Source organism: Candidatus Ornithobacterium hominis (assembly GCF_900538215.1).
GTDB classification, from domain to species: Bacteria; Bacteroidota; Bacteroidia; order Flavobacteriales; family Weeksellaceae; genus Ornithobacterium; species Ornithobacterium hominis.
Genome location: NZ_UNSD01000002.1, coordinates 301,254 through 318,124 on the forward strand (window position 1 = coordinate 301,254; position 16,871 = coordinate 318,124).

Consider the following 16,871-nt stretch of genomic DNA (forward strand, 5'->3'; position numbering starts at 1 on the left):
CAGTACTAAATATTTTTTAAGCCTTAAAAAATCTTCTAAAAAACAATCTATTAAATCACATTCAAATCTTTAGCTTTGTTTTTCTAAATTTGAAAAAAATCACTTGTGAAGATTATCTCTTACAACGTCAATGGAATACGTGCTGCGATGAAAAAAGGATTACTCGATTGGCTGAAATCAACCGATGCTGATGTCTTTTGTGTACAAGAAACCAAAGCTGTGGAAGAGCAGGTCGATTTAGCAAAAATAGAGGAATTGGGCTACCACCATTATTGGAATTCTGCGATAAAAAGAGGCTATAGCGGTGTAGCTATTTTTAGCAAAAAAAAGCCGCTTAACGTGGTGCGAGGTACGGGCTTTGACGCAATGGATGGCGAAGGAAGGGTTATTCGGGCAGATTTTGAAGACTTTAGTATTATTTCACTATACGTGCCGAGTGGAACGAATGTGAATCGATTAGACTTCAAAATGGAATTTTGCTATGAGTTTTCTAAATACATTCAAAATTTAAGGAAAGAAATCCCACACCTCATTATTTGTGGAGATTATAATATTTGTCATCACGCAATAGATATTCATGACCCTGTGCGTTTACAACACGTTTCAGGTTTCTTGCCAATGGAGCGAGAATGGCTCAGCCACTTTATTGAATCATGCGAGATGCTTGATAGCTTCAGAGAACTAAGCGATAAGCCGCATCAATACACTTGGTGGAGCTACCGTGCCAATGCTCGAAATAATAATAAAGGGTGGCGAATAGACTACCATATGATTTCTAAAGGCTTAAAAAATAGATTAGAAAGAAGCCTTATTTTACCTGAGGTAAGGCATTCAGATCATTGCCCTATTCTGCTGGAATTGAAATAAAAAATTCCTGCAATGGAGTGTGGGGTTAATTTTCACGCTGCGTAAATTTAACATTAAAAACAAAATATTTTAATTCTAGAGATATGATTTATATCTGAGACACTGTAAATTAGGTAGTTAATTTTTATTGAAATTTTGTGTAAGATAATTTGCTATTTTTGTAGCTATATTAAAATAACGTATGGGATGTACAGGATGTGGGAACAGTGGTGGTTTACCAAAAGGATGTAAAAACAACGGGCAATGCGGCACGAGTGGCTGTGGGAAGTTGCACGTTTTTGATTGGTTATCAGGTTTGGAGCAGCCTACAGAGGATTTGAAATTTCCTTATGTAGAAGTTCGTTTTAAAAATGAGAGAAAAGAGTTTTTCCATAATAAAAATAATATTCCGCTTCAGATCGGCGATGTAGTAGCAGTGGAGACAAACCCTGGGCATGATATCGGCATAGTTACCCTAAAGGGGGAACTGGCTAGAATTCAAATGCGAATCAAAAAAATAAATAAACCTGAGCGTTTGGCACAAATCTACCGAGTGGCGAACCAAAGGGATATTGATATATGGCAAGAAAATCGCCAAAAAGAATCACAAATGATGCTGGATGCTAGGCGAATCGCTAGAGAAACAGGACTGGATATGAAAATATCTGACGTGGAATATCAGGGCGATGGGGGAAAAGCTACATTTTACTATACGAGTGAAGATAGAGTAGATTTTCGTCAATTAATTCGTGATTTTGCATCAGCGTTCAAATGCCGAATAGAAATGCGCCAAATTGGTTACCGACAGGAAGCCGCAAAATTAGGCGGAATAGGCTCTTGTGGGCGAGAACTTTGCTGCTCTACTTGGTTAACAGATTTTCGCTCTGTAAGCACCAATGCAGCGAGATACCAGCAGCTGTCAATCAATCCGCAAAAAATTGCAGGACAATGTGGTAAGTTGAAATGTTGTTTAAATTACGAGTTAGATTCTTATTTAGACGCATTAAAAGATTTCCCCAAATCAGAAACACTAATTGAGAGTGAGCGAGGGAAAGCAAGCATTGTGAAGATAGATGTTTTCAAGAAAGAAATATGGCTCAGTTATATAAAATCAGATAACGTAACGTGGTATAAATTTGATTGTGATGAGGTGAATCAATTTGTTTCACGGAATAAAAAAGGAGAAAAAATAGAACCTCTAGAAGATTTACATAAAGATAAAAATGCGGGGGAAACAATCTTCAAAGATATAATTCAGGAGAATTCGCTCAATCGCTTTGAAACAAAAAAGAAGAAAAGAAATCAGAAGAGAAAAAATAAGAGTTTCCCCAAAAAAGGAAAGCAAATAAACTCTAAAAAAACAGAAAAATGAGGACTAAAAAACTGATTTTCATAATTTTTGTTTTTTGTTTTTTTTCTTGCCAAAGTTGTGAAGAAAAAGAGAATTTCTATAAGAATAGTAAAAATATTAATTCTGAATGGATGCTAAATGATACCGTCAAATTTGAATTTTTGGGGAATCAAATGAGAAATCAGTATAATATCTTTTTTATTTTGAGAAATAATAATGAATATCCATATAGGAATATATATTTGTTAACAAAACTAAAGACCCCTAAAGGAGAAGAAAAAATAGATACACTAGAATACCAACTAGCTAAGGCTAGCGGAGAATGGCTGGGCGATGGGATGGGAGCTGTGAAACAGAATAAATTGGTGTATAAAAGTTCCATAGCATTGCGTGACTCTGGAGATTATCAAATTCAAATCACCCATGGGATGCGAGACGAAAAATTAAAAGGAATAGAAGGTGTAAGCTTACTGATAGATGAAATAAAAAATGACAAATAATAAGAATAAAACCAAGAAGAAAAATCCATGGGTTTGGCGTTTGATTGCCTTATTTTGGGGTTTATTAATTGCCAGTGTTTTAGGTATCGCAGGGATTCTATATAGCGTTTCAGAAGGAATGCTGGGGCCATTACCAGATGTAGAGCAACTGGAAAATCCAGATATTAATGTTGCTTCAGAAATCTATTCGTCAGATGGTATTTTGATGGATAAATTTGAGAAAGAACAGCGAATTCCTGTTAACTTTAAAGATATACCAGAGCATATGGTTAAGGCTTTGTATGCAAGAGAAGATGTGCGTTTTAATGAGCATTCTGGTATCGATGGAGAAGCCGTTCTAAGAGCAGTTTTTGCTGGCGGACAGCAAGGGGGAGGCAGCACGATAACACAGCAATTAGCTAAGCAGCTGTTTACCATCAAACGCTCTAAAGATAAATTAGAAGCAGTAAAGCAGAAGTTGAAAGAATGGGTGGTCGCAACACAGCTAGAGCAGCGCTATACCAAAGAGGAGATTATAGCGATGTATCTCAATAAATTTGACTTTATTTACAGAGCCAATGGGGTAGAAGCAGCGGCACAAACCTATTTTCAGAAAAATGTTCAAGATCTAGATGTGGATGAAGCTGCAATGCTAATTGCCATGCTAAAAAATCCTGTTTATTATAACCCTGTAGACCATCCTGAACGTGCTAAAAATGAAAGAAACATAGTCTTAAGACAAATGCTGAAATATGGCTTTCTAAATCCACAGGAGTTTTCCCAATACAGTGAAAAACCACTAGGAATCAACTTCAAAATGCTGAAAAGTAGCATTAAAGAAACGTATTCTGCTTACTTTAAATACACGATGCGAAAGGAGCTCGAAGATTATTTTGAGAAATTTGCAGACAAATTTGGCGTTCACTATGACTTATACCGTGATGGGTTAAAAATCTATACATCTATCGATTCTCGCATGCAAAAGATGGCCGAGCAGTCAATAAAAGAACATTTGGCCAATGAGCAAAAATTATTCTTCCAAGTTCAGAAAGGACGTTCTTTAGCTCCATTTTATGACATTTCTTCAGCCAAACGAAAAGAAATCCTAGAAGCAGCAATGCGCCGAACAGAAGTCTATAAAAACATGCATGCACAAGGAATTGATGAGGAAAAAATTCGTGAAGAGTTTTATAAACCAAGAGAATCTGTTCAGTTTTTCACATGGGAAGGAAAAGAATATAGAAAAAATAAATCTTGGATGGATAGCATTATTTACCATAAACATATCATAGAAGCAGGACTGATGGCAATGAACCCAAAAGACGGAACAATCAAAGCCTGGGTAGGAGGCATTGATTGGGATTATTTCAAATATGACCATGTGAAACAAGCTCGTCGGCAAGTCGGTTCTACATTCAAACCTTTTGTTTACGCCACTGCTATTCACCAAATGAACTACTCACCTTGCCATCAAGTATCTAATGAACGATTCAAAAGTGGGAGCTGGGAGCCCAAAAATGCCAATGGCCGCTATGGTGGATCCCTTTCTCTGAGAGATGGCTTAGCACATTCTGTTAACGTGATTTCTGCAAGATTAATTTCAGAAAGTGGACCTGAGGCCGTGATACAACTCGCTAAAGATTTAGGAATAAAATCTCCAATACCCAATAATCTTACAATAGCTCTAGGCTCCTCAGATATAACTTTGTATGAAATGGTAGGAGCTTTTAGCACCTTTGCAAACGGAGGAATTTACATCAAACCAGAATTTATTCTGTCTATCGAAGATAAAAATGGAAAAATCATTAAAGATTTTGAGCCAGAAACTAGAGAAGTATTAAGTGAAGAAGTTGCCTTTACCATGATAGATTTGCTCGAAGGCGTTGTAGAAAAAGGAACAGCTTCTGGCGTGAGAAGGTATGGTATAACAGGAGAAGTAGGTGGTAAGACTGGAACAACGAATGCTGGCTCAGACTCCTGGTACATCGGTCTTACTCCAAACTTGGTTACAGGCGTTTGGGTGGGGAATGAAGACCGTGCAGCTCACTTCCCAGGTTGGCACTCACAAGGAGCCAAAATGGCATTACCCATTTGGGCATATTTTATGCAAAAAGTCTATAAAGAAGGGAAAGAATTTGGCATTTCACAAAAAGATAAATTTGAAAAACCAGAGGACATAGAGAGAAAATGGGATTGTAGCTCGGTAAATAGCGGATTTTATGACTTCGGAAATATTGGAAATTATCAACAACCTCAGAAAACTCAGTCAAGAGAGAAGTCAGTAAATGAAATCTTGTCCTCAAGCAATGATACGATTTCTTTTGAATAATAAATATTTAATAAGCCTTTAAAAATTTTGAAAAAATATTGTAAATTCATAAAACATTAGAGCAATACATACACATTTTCGTAGAAATGGACTAATTTCACTCATTGTGCATTTGGAAAATCAAAATAAAAAAGTAACTCAATAAATTTATATTCCAAAGAAATATTAATAACCTAAAAATAAATCTCGTCTAGTAATGCACTACGGGTTAATTTTTTATTTTTGTACTTTTCAGTATTTAAACTTATACTCCATGAAAGATTTTTTAGCAGATTTACGTTGGCGAGGAATGATTCAAGACTGCACCCCAGGATTAGAAGAGCAACTCAAAAGCGAATCTACCAAAGCATACATCGGTTTTGACCCCACAGCGGATTCCCTGCACATCGGGAGTTTGGTTCCTATTATTTTGCTCATGCGTTTTCAACAGGCTGGTCATAAGCCAGTTGCACTTGTTGGCGGAGCTACAGGCATGATTGGTGACCCCACCGGAAAGTCTGACGAAAGAAACCTGCTAGACGAAGAAACTTTGGCTAAAAATGTGGCGGGGATCAAACGCGTTTTATCTCGCTTCATCAATTTTGAAAGCACAGCAGAGAATGCACCCGAACTCGTAAATAATTATGATTGGATGAAAGATTTTTCATTCATTGATTTTGCTCGAAACATAGGAAAAAGAATCACAGTCAACTATATGATGTCCAAAGATTCAGTAAAAAAAAGACTCTCTAGCGATAGCGGTGTGGGAATGTCTTTCACCGAATTTACCTATCAACTGATTCAGGGCTATGATTTTTATCATCTCTACCAAGAGAAAGGCATCAAAATGCAAATGGGCGGTAGCGACCAGTGGGGGAATATGACGACGGGAACCGAACTCATCCGCCGAATGGCCGAAGGTAAAACGGAGGCATTTGCCTTGACTTGTCCGCTCGTAACCAAGGCTGACGGTTCTAAATTTGGAAAATCTGAAGGCGGAAATATTTGGCTTGATGCTGATAAAACAAGCGTTTATAAATTCTACCAATTTTGGCTAAACGTTGCAGATGAAGATGCCGAAAAATTCATGAAATATTACACCTTCTTAGACCAAGAAAGCATTCAAAAATTAGCTGACGCTCACCAAGAAGAACCACACAAAAGAATTTTGCAAAAAACGCTTGCAGAAGAAGTTACAAAACTTGTGCATGGCGAAGATGAACTCCATAAAGCTCAAAAAGCCAGCCAAATTCTCTTTGGGAACTCAACTTCTGCAGACCTAAAGCAATTGGACGAAACAAGCTTTTTGGCCGTGTTTGAGGGCGTCCCGCAAAGTCAAATTTCTCGCAATGAACTGCAAGATGATTTCTTAGAAATTCTTTCAACTAAAACTGAATTTCTAAAATCAAAAGGTGAAGCGCGCCGAGCCATCGAGCAGAATTCTATTTCTGTCAATAAAGATAAAGTTGGAGAATATTTTAGCCTGAGCGAAGAGAATTTAATCAACGGGAAATACATTCTCCTACAGCGAGGTAAGAAGAATTATTTTGTTTTAATCGTAGATTAATCCAAAATTATTTAAGCCTTAAAAAAAAATTTAGAACTTGAAAATGAAGAAGTTATACATCAAAGATTGGTTAGCATATCAGCCCTATACGAAAGAAGGAACAGCAGATATTTTTTACATGAATTTGGCAAATCAAATTCAAGAAAAGTTATTTGAAATCCGCTCGCAACATTTGATTTTAGAGCATTTAGAAACGGAAGACCTCCGAGATTTGGCTGTTTTTTTAACTTCTTATTTTGAAGATTTTATCTCACAAACGGAGATTTTTAAAGGCTTTAAAAATTTAAACCAAGATCTTTACAGTAAAAATTTACCCTTTTTTGAAGCTGAAAATTCTGCAGATGATATAAATTTAGATGATGTTCAATTTTTAGTTTGGTATTTTTTCAATTTACCCAAGCAAGATTTTTTGTTCAATCCCAAAAATGAAAGTTTTACTCAAATCGCTCAAGCTGTTTTTGAAATCTTAGATGAATCGTATGAATTTGCTCCAGAAAATACGGCGTTAAAAACTTATTTTAGTATAAAAGATGAACATAATTTTGATGAAGTACGTTATTTCTTTGATAAACTTTTGGTAAAAAGTTTCTTGCTCAAATACGATACAGCGGTTGATTTTCATTTCAAAAGTCAGCCATTGATGCAAGATTCCTCGCAAGCAGGTTTTCAGCGTTATAAAAGTTTCAGAGATTACTACACCATCAATCAAAAAACCAAACTTCTCGGCTTGCGCAGCTGCGAGTGGGCTGCCGCAATGAATGGTGAAAATGCTGAATTTTCTAAAGCCTTAAAAAATCTCTCAGAAAATCAACAGAATGTTTTTCGCTTCATTGAGCTGGACGGAAAAAATTTAAAAGTAGAGCATTTAGTTTCAGGCAAAATAGTAACTTTGGCGGGTGATAACTTTACTGAGGCAAAAAAATTGCCACCCAATGCTTTGTTTAGCGCTGGGATTTGCCGTTGGGAAGGGGAATATGTCATCACTGGGATTCTTTGGGTCAATACGTTTGATGAAAAAATTGCTGATGCGTATAGAAATGAATTTCCATCGGCACATCTATTTGAAACAGAAGTGGAAATTGAAAATCGAAAAAATCGTCTGGCTTGGGAGAAAAATTATTTTAAGCAACAGGCTTCGCATTCCTTTTTCCATTTAGCTGATGTTTCTTCAGCGATTGATTTCATCAATGATTTCTATGCTGAGGTAGAAAAACACCACGAGATTAACCAAGCGCAAGTTCAGCAAATGTTGCAGCAAGTTAATTTGAAAGAAAAAGTTCGTAATTTTTTAATTTTCTATAACGAGAAAGAAGGTTTAGAGTTTTATTTTAATCTTCCCGAAGGTTTAGAAATTGAAAATAATCCGTTTTTTATAGAAAAAAATGGTGATTTTCTACTGAAATTGATGATGAGCGAAGAAATTTCTGGAGAATTATTTAAGGCTTTGAAAAATAATTTCTCCTTTGATTCTGAATTAAATGCTTACAATCCGCAAGACCAAGATTTCTTGCTGAGATTCTTTAAACCTAATCGCCATCATCAGTAAATATTTTGCGATTTGTGCTAATTAGTTGGTTGTGAAGTGGCTGTGAAGGGTAGATCTGTTTTCTATTTATTCCAAAGCATTCACAAAATAGTTCCACAAAGCAATAGAAGTAATGATGAAGAAAAACTTTGCCAAAGTTGGATTAAATAATCTTTGGCAAAGTTTTCCTGAAGTCTTGTTTTTTTCTAGCGTCTGAATTTCTCTAAAGGCTCTTTAAATCTAACCCGCCGTAGTTGCCGCTGCTCATCATTAGCAGAACAGCATCTTCTCTATTCAACTGAAATAAATATTCTTTTAAATCTTCAGGGTTAGTAAAAACTTGAATGCTTTCATCGCCAAAAGCTTGCTTGATTTCTGCTGGCGGGATGGGTTCTCGGCGTTTTATCCGCAAGGCATCTTCGCTATAATAAACTATTTTTTCATCTGCTGGGTCTAGCGCATTTTTGTACTGGTCTATAAAATCACGATTGAGCGAGCTGTAGGTATGCAATTCCTGGCAAGCAATGATTTTTTTGTCGGGGAATTGTTCTCTTACAGCTTTAGCCGTAGATTTTACTTTGCTGGGCGAATGTGCATAATCTTTGAATACGATTTTGCCGTTTTCTTCTTTGATTTTCTCTAATCTTTTTGCTGCTCCGCCAAAGCTTTGAATTGCATCGTAAAAATCCTCATCCATTATGCCTAGGTGATTACAAAGCGTTCTAGCTCCCTCTAAATTACTCAAATTATGCTGGCCAAAAATTTTCAATGGAATCTCACCAAATGGCGTTTGCAAATAAGTTTTGCCATCTTTTACCGCATATTTTGGTGTTTTATATGGAATTTTACGAATTGGATTTTCACTCTGATTTATCACTTTCTGAACTTCAAAGTCCTCTGCATTGTAAATCAAAATGCCGCCGTTGGTAATGCTAGCGACAAAGTCTCGGAATTGCTGCACGTAATTTTCAAACGTAGGGAAAACATTTATATGATCCCAAGCTATCCCGCTAATTAAGGCAATATTGGGCTGGTAAAGTAGGAATTTAGGTCGTCTGTCGATGGTAGAAGAAAGGTATTCATCGCCTTCCATTATCATAAAATCGGCATCATCTTGCAGGCGAACCATCACATCAAATCCCTCTAGCTGTGCACCGACCATGTAATTCTCTTTCCTCTCGTGGTAGTGCAAAACATGCAAAATCATTGAGGTGATTGTTGTTTTCCCGTGCGAACCGCCAATGACTACACGCGTCTGATTTTTGGATTGCTCATAAAGAAATTCAGGATATGAATAAATCGGAATGTTTAATTCTTTAGCTCTCTGAAGCTCAGGATTATCTGCGTGGGCATGCATGCCAAGAATCACTGCATCTAAATCGGGGGTAATGTTTTCCTCAAACCAGCCTATTTCTTTGGGTGCAATGTTGCGCTGCTCGAGGCGAGATTTTGAGGGTTCAAACAAAGAATCATCAGAACCTGTGATTTTATATCCTTTTTCGTGGAGAGAAATGGCTAAATTATGCATCGCACTTCCTCCTATGGCGATAAAATGAATTTTTTTCATACACTATTATTTCAACCAAAAATAATGAATTTTATGAGGCTTCTAAAATGATTTTTTTAAGCCTTAAAAGATTTCTAAATTTAGTGGAAACTTAGGAAGAATAAGAATTTTAATTTAACAATAGTTTATTACTCCTTTGAATTTATTTAAATTTATTTAATCTCTTATGGTACATCATTTGATTCACATATATAGCAAAGTACACAGAATTAGTATTTTGTCCTCATGTGTTAGAATTTTGCTCCCGTTCCTATGAACGGGAGTTTTTCTATTAAAAATTTTTGATGTAAGTCACCGCAGCATAATCCATTTTGCCAGGCATCGGCGGTGCTAACTTCCTTACTGTCAGTTCAATCTTCTGAATCGAAGAAAATTCCTCATGAATTTTGCACGCCATCCGATAACATAAATGCTCTAATAATTTCGCTTGAATTTTCATTTCTTCTAAAATAATAGCATTCAAATCAGCATAGCTAATGGTATTTTTTACCTCATCAGTTTTTGCTGCCATCTCGGCATTTGTCCACACTGCAACATCGATTTGATAGGTGGCTCCGATGATGTTTTCTTCGGGTAAAACGCCGTGGTAAGCATAAACTTCTATATTTTTAATTTCTATTTTAAACATTTTTTTAAGGCTTAAAAAAATTCATCGAAATTTCATAAAATTCATCAGGCTTCTCGGCATGTAACCAGTGGCCTGCTTCTTGGATTTGCTTGATTTCTGCTCTGGGAAAATAGCGATGAATCAATATTTCATCACCTTTCTCGATATAACTGGAGTTTTCCCCTCCCAAAAATAGTGTTTCCCCTTCAAATTTTTTATCAGGCAAGTTCTGCCCTATCAATTCGTTGTAATTCTTACTCAAAGCATCAAGATTAAATCTTAGTTCATAGATTCCGTTCTTTTTCCGATTTAAACTTTTGAGTAAAAATTGTCTTACGGCGGCATTTTTTATCAAAGCTTTCAGTTGGTCGTCGGCATCGCTGCGGCGTTCTATCTGAGAAAAATCAAGATTTTTCAAGGCTTTAATAATTTCTAAATGATGCGGTGCATAGGCTTTGGGAGCAATGTCAGCTACCAAGAGGTGCTTGAGCTTTGTGGGATGTTCTAGTGCAAAATACATGGCGGCTTTCCCCCCAAGCGAATGTCCTATTAAATCGACTGAATCAATCTTTTGGGTTTCGATATAATTTAGCAAGTCTTCTGCCATCAGCTCATGGCTCATCTCGGCGGAATGGAAGCTGCGCCCGTGGTTTCTGGCGTCTAATAAATGAACGGTGAAGTTCTCTGCAAATCGATTGCCCAGCGTTCCCCAGTTGTCTAATTGCCCAAATAATCCGTGGAGAATCAGCAAATGTTTTTCGCTGTTGCCCACTATTTTGCTGAATAAAATATTATTGCTCATTTTTTGCATTTTTGTAGCCTAATTCAATTTTTCTCAAGTAGCGTTGGATGGTGTTTTCTAAACCTAAATACAAAGCTTCAGAAATCAGGGCATGCCCGATGGAGACTTCTGCCAAAAAGGGAATTTCTGAAATTAAATATTGAATATTATCCAAGCTCAAATCGTGACCAGCGTTTACCTCTAGGCCTGCTTCTTGAGCAAAAAGTGCGGTGGCTTTGTACATCTCTACCTCGGTTTTGTCTCCTTGGGCATAGTGCGTGGCGAAGGATTCTGTGTAGAGTTCAATGCGGTCGGTGCCCGTGGCGGCGACTGACTCGATCAGTTCTGGCCGGGGGTCAAGAAAGATACTAGTGCGGATTTTATTTCGCTTGAGTTCGGTGATGATTTCTGTTAAATAATCTTGGTGTTTCTCGGTATCCCAGCCAGCATTAGAGGTTATGGCATTTTCGGCATCGGGCACCAGAGTCACTTGTGTGGGTTTTACCTCGAGTACCATTTTCATAAATTCATCAATGGGTTTTCCTTCGATGTTGAATTCTGTGGTGAGGACTTCTTTGAGCTCGTAAACGTCTTGGTAACGGATGTGTCTTTCGTCAGGGCGTGGGTGTACGGTAATGCCTTGTGCTCCAAACTTTTCACAATTAAGTGCTGCTTCTATAACGTTGGGTTCATTGCCGCCGCGGGCGTTTCTAAGTGTTGCAATTTTGTTTATATTTACACTGAGTTTTGTTTTCATTCTAGATTTAGCTTTATGAGGTATTACTGCAAATTTCCTCAAATTTTTTAAGCCTTCAAAAATTTATTCTTTTTGAAGAGTTTTTTAATTTTTCTAAGGGCTTAAATAATTCACTTAACACTATTTAACGCAATACTTCTTTAATTTCTTAGGTAATTTATTTAAAATTTCATGAAATTTGATTTGTTTAAACCTAAAATTTAATATGTCGTCTGCAGATCAAATCAAACAAACCGCAGAAAAAATTCAAATTATCAGTCAAGATTTTGATGAGCTTTCTCGCCAAATGAAATCTATCATCTTCGGGCAAGAAAAAATGGTTGAAAGTCTTTTGATTGGGCTTCTGAGCAATGGCCACATTTTATTGGAAGGCGTACCAGGATTGGCGAAAACTTTGGCTATAAAAACTTTGTCTGAAGGTGTGCATGGTCAGTTTTCTCGTATTCAATTCACGCCAGATCTTTTGCCTGCTGATGTGATTGGTACATTGATTTTTAATGCCAAAGAAAATGATTTCCAAATCAAGAAAGGTCCTATTTTTACTAATTTTCTACTGGCTGATGAAATTAACCGGGCCCCAGCTAAAGTACAATCGGCTCTACTGGAGGCAATGCAAGAAAAACAAGTTACAATAGGTGATGAGTCTTACCAATTGGTAGAGCCATTTCTTGTAATGGCAACGCAAAATCCTGTGGACCAAGAGGGTACATATCCGCTGCCAGAGGCACAAATGGATCGTTTTATGCTCAAAGCTGTAATTTCTTACCCCAACTATGAGGCTGAACGGCAAATTATGCGCAATAGCATCAATGAGAGTTTCCCTCGGATGAATGCCATCATCGATTCAGGGAAGATTTTGGCTGCGCGCACCTTGGTGAAAGAAATTTACATGGATGAAAAAATTGAACAATATATTCTGGATATCGTTGCTGCAACTCGCTATCCCAAAGATTTTCAGTTACCAGATTTGAGTGATTTCATTCGGTTTGGGACTTCGCCACGGGGAAGCATCAATTTGGCAAAAGCGGCACGGGCTCAAGCTTTTCTACAGCGTAGAGGTTTTGTGATTCCTGAAGATGTGCGTGCAGTGATAAAAGAGGTTCTACGCCATAGAATTGGAATTACCTACGAAGCTGAGGCTGAAAATGTGACGGCAGATATGATTATTGATAAAATTACACAGCGTGTCGCTCTGCCTTAAACTCGAAATCCTGTTATAAATCTCCTGAAAATGGATACCAAGGAATTGCTTAAAAAAGTTCGCCAAATTGAAATTAAGATTAAAAGACGAACCAATAATTTGTTTTTGGGCGAATACCATAGTTCGTTTAAAGGAAGAGGCATGACTTTTTCTGAAGTTAGGCCTTACGCTATAGGCGATGATGTACGTAGTATTGATTGGAATAAAACAGCACAATATTCTCAACCTTATGTTAAAACTTTTGAAGAAGAAAGGGAATTATCTCTAATATTGCTGGTTGACATCAGCGCCAGCCAAAATTTTGGAACGCGTAAGCAGTTAAAAAAAGAAACCGTAGCAGAGATTTGTGCAAGTTTAGCTTTCTCTGCCTTGGGAAATAATGATAAGGTGGGTTTAATTTTGTTTTCTGATGAAGTGGAATTGTTTTTACCACCAGCAAAAGGTCGTTTTCATGCCTTAAGAATCATTCGGGAATTGATAGAATTTGAGCCTAAAAATGCTCAAACCAATTTAAATAAGGCTTTAAAATTTTTGCTCCAAACGCAAAAAAGAAAAAGTATTGTGTTTATTCTTTCTGATTTTACCGAAATTAATTATGCTAAAAGTCTAAATGCAGCTGCTCGTCAACATGATATTACTGGTATCCGCGTGTATGATGAAAAGGAAGAAATTTTGCCTGATATTGGCATCGTTCAGTTCAGAGATGTAGAAACGGGAGCCTTGCAAATTGTGAATACTAGCTCCAAAAATGTGAGAAACCAACATAAAGTTTTTTATGAAAAAGTAAGAATTCAGTTTAAAAATAATTTTAATACAGCTGGTGCGGATTCTCTTTCTATCAAAACTGATGATGATTATATCAAAAAATTATTACATTATTTTAAACATCACCACACCACATGATGAATTTTTTGGTAAAATTTTTTAAGGCTTTATTTTTTTGGGGTTTCTCTCTCGGATTGCTTCAAGCTCAAATCCAAACGCATCTAGAGCCAAAACAAATTCTGATAGGTGATACGGCTAGTTTGGCTATCGCCATCACCACAGATGCTCGCCATCAAGTGAATTTACCACAGGTGGGCGATTCTCTCAATAATTATTTACTCATCACCAAAACAGATACAGACACGCTACAGCGTGGCAATAATCTTAATCTTATTCATCGGCTAACACTCACAGGATTTGACCCTGGAAAATTTATTGTAAATTCCTTGCCAATTGCCATCAATGGTGATACAATTTATTCGGAAACACAATATTTAGAAATTATTGATATTCCAGTAGATACGATTCATCAGCAAATTTACCCCATCAAATCTATTTTTGATGAAAATATCACGTGGTGGGAGAAAAATAAAAAATACCTGTGGTATATGGTCTTTGGCGGAATTATATTGCTAGTCATTCTTCTCATTATCATTTTATATTTGCGAGAGTTGAGAAGAAAAAGATACAACGATAATATTATTTTGTCTCCGTATGAGGAAGCTATGCTTGCTTTAGATAAATTAGACCAACAACAATATTTGAGGAATGAAAATTTTTACGCCTATTATTCTGATTTATCTTTCATCATTCGCCAGTATTTTGCGCGTCGCTATGAATTTGAAGCTTTGGCTTTGCTCAAAGAAGATTTACCAGCGTATATGTTTTATCAAGAATTAATAAGCCAAGAGGAAAGTGAAAAATTAAAACAATTTTTGGCTGATGCAGATCAGGTAAAGTTTGCTAAAAAATCAATTGAAATAGTGAAAAGTGAAAATTACCGAGAGTGGATTGAAAAAATCATTCATCATACCCGCCCGATTGTAGAAGAAAAAGTACCAAATCATATTTAATTTAATAAAAAGATTTATGCAAAGCCTTGAGTTTGCCCAGCCGTGGTTTTTATTACTTTTATTAAGCATCCCGTTGTTTATTTTTTACCGACTGGCTAATAAAAATCGACTAACTAATGCTGTGAAAATGCCTTCACTCAAAAGTTTTCAGCAAACTTCTAGCTACTTAAAGCACGTTGATTCTTTTTTATTTAGCTTACGTATGTTGGCATTAGCACTCATGGTAATTGCTTTTGCTCGCCCTCGAAAAGTAGACATCAGTACGCAAGTGAAATCAACTGAAGGTGTAGACATTATGATGGTGGTAGATTTATCGCTAAGTATGCTGGCACGTGATTTAAAACCCAACCGAATTGCAGCTTTACAAAATGTAGCAACAACTTTTGTAAATCAAAGAATCAGCGACCGAATAGGCTTAGTCGTTTACTCAGGCGAGGCGGTAACAAAAGTTCCTTTAACTTCTGATAGAGGTGTGTTGACTCATCAATTGCTCAATTTGCAATTGGAAGAGCTAGAACCTGGCACAGCCATTGGCCTTGGCTTGGCTACTGCCATCAATCACCTTGAGCATAGTAAGGCAAAAAGTAAAGTCGTCTTGCTGATAACAGATGGTGGAGAAAGCCCAGTAGAATATGGGAATACTCAAATTTACATCAGCCCAGAAAATGCTGCAAAAATAGCCAAGGATAAAAACATAAAGGTTTACACCATTGGCATTGGAACAAAAGGTTACATCCCGCTACCATTGGGCTACGAAGACTGGCCTCAGTCACTTTTTCAATTAGATGAAAGTTTGCTGCAATACATTGCTCAGGAAACTAACGGGGCTTATTTTCGGGCGACAGACAATCAAAAATTAGAATCAATTTATAATGAAATTAATCAATTGGAAAAAACAGAAATCAATGAGATAAAATATTATAACTACACTGAGCATTTTCGCACTTTTTTGATTTGGGCGATTATCTTATTATTTATAGAAATTTTTTCTCGAACTTATTTTTTTAAATCTATAAACTAATGATGGCTATGGCGTGGGAAAAACCAATGTATGCACTGTTATTTATTGGAATTATAATTTTATCTTATTTTTTTTACCGATTAATCCATTGGCAAAAAAAAGCTTTGCAATCTTTTGCAGATACTCGCCTGAGAAATCACATTTTTGAAGGAAAAGAAACAAATTTACCGAGGCTTAAATATATTTTTTTATTTCTTTCTCTGATTTTCGCCATTTTGGCAATGATGGGCCCCATGTGGGGCAAAGAAGAACAAGAGATAAAAAGAGAAGGCATCAGCTTAGTCATTGCTTTAGATTTATCTACCAGCATGAATGCGCAAGATATAGCCCCAAGCCGCTTAGAAAAATCAAAAAAGTTCATCACTACCTATTTAGATAAATTGGGCGGAGACAAAGTTGGTTTAGTTATTTTTGCTGGTGGAGCTTATAATGTTTCACCTTTGACTTCAGATTATAATGCTTTAAATAACTACATTGAAGGTTTTTCTACCCAACTGATTTGGAATCAAGGTACTGATTTTTCTAAAGCCTTAAAAAAAAGTATAGAAATTTTTGACACTTCCCCCAACACCAGTAAAGCTATTATCTTAATTAGTGATGGGGAAGACCACGAACCCGAAGTAGAAGCAGCCACCAAATTAGCTAAAGAAAATAAAATTCAAATCTTCAGCGTAGGGGTAGGCTCTAGCAATGCCGTTCCTATCCCGATGAGAGATGACTACGGTGATTTCTATTATAAAGAAGATAAAAATGGAAATATGGTTTTAACAAGTTTTCATGAAACCAAATTGCGTTTCATTGCAGAAAAAACTGGTGGTAAATATCTGAAGTTAGAAAATATAGATAAAAGTGTAAATAATTTAAAATCAGAAATTAATAATTTAGAAAAAACTCAAAGCAACCAATATTTTATCTACAACAAAAAGCAACAATTTCAATGGTTTTTGGGCATTGCAATTTTATTTATATTTATATATACTTTAACATCAGATAAGCTCAAGCTGAAATTCTAATGTATTATAT

Annotated in this window: 15 protein-coding genes; 11 read left to right on the plus strand and 4 right to left on the minus strand. The window is 36.4% G+C overall.

The genetic code is table 11. From position 1 onward, the window contains the following. The first annotated feature begins 105 nt into the window (after window positions 1–105). The 6 genes from D5J18_RS01620 (at window position 106) to D5J18_RS01645 (ending at window position 8,097) form a co-directional block, all read left to right on the plus strand. Window positions 106–867, plus strand: a complete 762-nt coding sequence (locus tag D5J18_RS01620) for an exodeoxyribonuclease III (RefSeq protein ID WP_119057274.1) — start codon at window positions 106–108, stop codon at window positions 865–867. Between the two features lie 181 nt (window positions 868–1,048). Continuing rightward, the gene (locus D5J18_RS01625) at window positions 1,049–2,218 is read left to right on the plus strand and encodes a PSP1 domain-containing protein (RefSeq protein WP_119057275.1); all 1,170 of its coding nucleotides are present in this window, start codon (window positions 1,049–1,051) and stop codon (window positions 2,216–2,218) included. Beyond that, window positions 2,215–2,697 (plus strand): gliding motility lipoprotein GldH, encoded by a 483-nt coding sequence (locus D5J18_RS01630; protein ID WP_119057276.1) that lies wholly within the window; start codon window positions 2,215–2,217, stop codon window positions 2,695–2,697. The genes D5J18_RS01625 and D5J18_RS01630 overlap by 4 nt, the downstream gene beginning before the upstream one ends. Next, window positions 2,687–5,005, plus strand: coding sequence for a penicillin-binding protein 1A (locus D5J18_RS01635; protein ID WP_119057277.1), 2,319 nt, complete (start codon window positions 2,687–2,689; stop codon window positions 5,003–5,005). Before D5J18_RS01630 ends, D5J18_RS01635 begins: the two co-directional genes overlap by 11 nt. Before the next feature lie 253 nt (window positions 5,006–5,258). Next, window positions 5,259–6,551: a tyrosine--tRNA ligase gene (tyrS, locus tag D5J18_RS01640; protein WP_119057278.1), complete on the plus strand. Its 1,293-nt coding sequence runs from the start codon at window positions 5,259–5,261 to the stop codon at window positions 6,549–6,551. Between the two features lie 43 nt (window positions 6,552–6,594). Beyond that, entirely contained in the window at window positions 6,595–8,097 is a 1,503-nt protein-coding gene (locus tag D5J18_RS01645; RefSeq protein WP_119057279.1) for a DUF3843 family protein, read from the plus strand. A gap of 202 nt (window positions 8,098–8,299) precedes the next feature. Here the strand turns inward: D5J18_RS01645 and D5J18_RS01650 are convergent, their stop codons facing one another. The 4 genes from D5J18_RS01650 to D5J18_RS01665 form a co-directional block, all read right to left on the minus strand. Further along, window positions 8,300–9,643 carry a UDP-N-acetylmuramate--L-alanine ligase gene (locus tag D5J18_RS01650; RefSeq protein ID WP_119057280.1) on the minus strand — a complete coding sequence of 448 codons (1,344 nt, stop codon included), beginning with the start codon at window positions 9,641–9,643 and terminating at the stop codon, window positions 8,300–8,302. Window positions 9,644–9,914: 271 nt separating this feature from the next. Then, the gene (gene folB / locus D5J18_RS01655; protein ID WP_119057281.1) at window positions 9,915–10,271 is read right to left on the minus strand and encodes a dihydroneopterin aldolase; all 357 of its coding nucleotides are present in this window, start codon (window positions 10,269–10,271) and stop codon (window positions 9,915–9,917) included. A 4-nt stretch (window positions 10,272–10,275) separates the two neighbouring features. Then, window positions 10,276–11,052 carry an alpha/beta fold hydrolase gene (locus D5J18_RS01660; protein WP_119057600.1) on the minus strand — a complete coding sequence of 259 codons (777 nt, stop codon included), beginning with the start codon at window positions 11,050–11,052 and terminating at the stop codon, window positions 10,276–10,278. Continuing rightward, entirely contained in the window at window positions 11,042–11,788 is a 747-nt protein-coding gene (locus D5J18_RS01665) for a pyridoxine 5'-phosphate synthase (RefSeq protein WP_119057282.1), read from the minus strand. Before D5J18_RS01665 ends, D5J18_RS01660 begins: the two co-directional genes overlap by 11 nt. A 205-nt stretch (window positions 11,789–11,993) precedes the next feature. Here D5J18_RS01665 and D5J18_RS01670 point away from each other — a divergent pair, with 205 nt between their 5' ends. Genes D5J18_RS01670 through D5J18_RS01690 form a run of 5 tightly spaced genes read left to right on the plus strand, consistent with a single transcriptional unit; the run spans window position 11,994 to window position 16,861 of the window. Beyond that, window positions 11,994–12,989, plus strand: coding sequence for an AAA family ATPase (locus tag D5J18_RS01670; RefSeq protein WP_119057283.1), 996 nt, complete (start codon window positions 11,994–11,996; stop codon window positions 12,987–12,989). Window positions 12,990–13,019: 30 nt separating this feature from the next. After that, a complete protein-coding gene (locus D5J18_RS01675; protein WP_119057284.1) occupies window positions 13,020–13,892 on the plus strand; it encodes a DUF58 domain-containing protein in 873 nt (290 codons plus the stop codon). Beyond that, the gene (locus tag D5J18_RS01680; RefSeq protein WP_119057285.1) at window positions 13,889–14,827 is read left to right on the plus strand and encodes a hypothetical protein; all 939 of its coding nucleotides are present in this window, start codon (window positions 13,889–13,891) and stop codon (window positions 14,825–14,827) included. The genes D5J18_RS01675 and D5J18_RS01680 overlap by 4 nt, the downstream gene beginning before the upstream one ends. A gap of 16 nt (window positions 14,828–14,843) precedes the next feature. Further along, entirely contained in the window at window positions 14,844–15,848 is a 1,005-nt protein-coding gene (locus tag D5J18_RS01685; protein ID WP_119057286.1) for a vWA domain-containing protein, read from the plus strand. 8 nt (window positions 15,849–15,856) lie between these two features. Then, window positions 15,857–16,861, plus strand: a complete 1,005-nt coding sequence (locus tag D5J18_RS01690; RefSeq protein ID WP_165844936.1) for a VWA domain-containing protein — start codon at window positions 15,857–15,859, stop codon at window positions 16,859–16,861. Window positions 16,862–16,871 lie beyond the last annotated feature (10 nt).

Coding starts and splice junctions, on each gene's coding strand:
- D5J18_RS01625 (WP_119057275.1), top strand. CDS start 1,049: ATGGGATGTACAGGATGTGGGAACAGTGGTGGTTTACCAAAAGGATGT.
- D5J18_RS01630 (WP_119057276.1), top strand. CDS start 2,215: ATGAGGACTAAAAAACTGATTTTCATAATTTTTGTTTTTTGTTTTTTT.
- D5J18_RS01635 (WP_119057277.1), top strand. CDS start 2,687: ATGACAAATAATAAGAATAAAACCAAGAAGAAAAATCCATGGGTTTGG.
- tyrS (WP_119057278.1), top strand. CDS start 5,259: ATGAAAGATTTTTTAGCAGATTTACGTTGGCGAGGAATGATTCAAGAC.
- D5J18_RS01645 (WP_119057279.1), top strand. CDS start 6,595: ATGAAGAAGTTATACATCAAAGATTGGTTAGCATATCAGCCCTATACG.
- D5J18_RS01650 (WP_119057280.1), bottom strand. CDS start 9,643: ATGAAAAAAATTCATTTTATCGCCATAGGAGGAAGTGCGATGCATAAT.
- folB (WP_119057281.1), bottom strand. CDS start 10,271: ATGTTTAAAATAGAAATTAAAAATATAGAAGTTTATGCTTACCACGGC.
- D5J18_RS01660 (WP_119057600.1), bottom strand. CDS start 11,052: ATGAGCAATAATATTTTATTCAGCAAAATAGTGGGCAACAGCGAAAAA.
- D5J18_RS01665 (WP_119057282.1), bottom strand. CDS start 11,788: ATGAAAACAAAACTCAGTGTAAATATAAACAAAATTGCAACACTTAGA.
- D5J18_RS01670 (WP_119057283.1), top strand. CDS start 11,994: ATGTCGTCTGCAGATCAAATCAAACAAACCGCAGAAAAAATTCAAATT.
- D5J18_RS01675 (WP_119057284.1), top strand. CDS start 13,020: ATGGATACCAAGGAATTGCTTAAAAAAGTTCGCCAAATTGAAATTAAG.
- D5J18_RS01680 (WP_119057285.1), top strand. CDS start 13,889: ATGATGAATTTTTTGGTAAAATTTTTTAAGGCTTTATTTTTTTGGGGT.
- D5J18_RS01685 (WP_119057286.1), top strand. CDS start 14,844: ATGCAAAGCCTTGAGTTTGCCCAGCCGTGGTTTTTATTACTTTTATTA.
- D5J18_RS01690 (WP_165844936.1), top strand. CDS start 15,857: ATGGCGTGGGAAAAACCAATGTATGCACTGTTATTTATTGGAATTATA.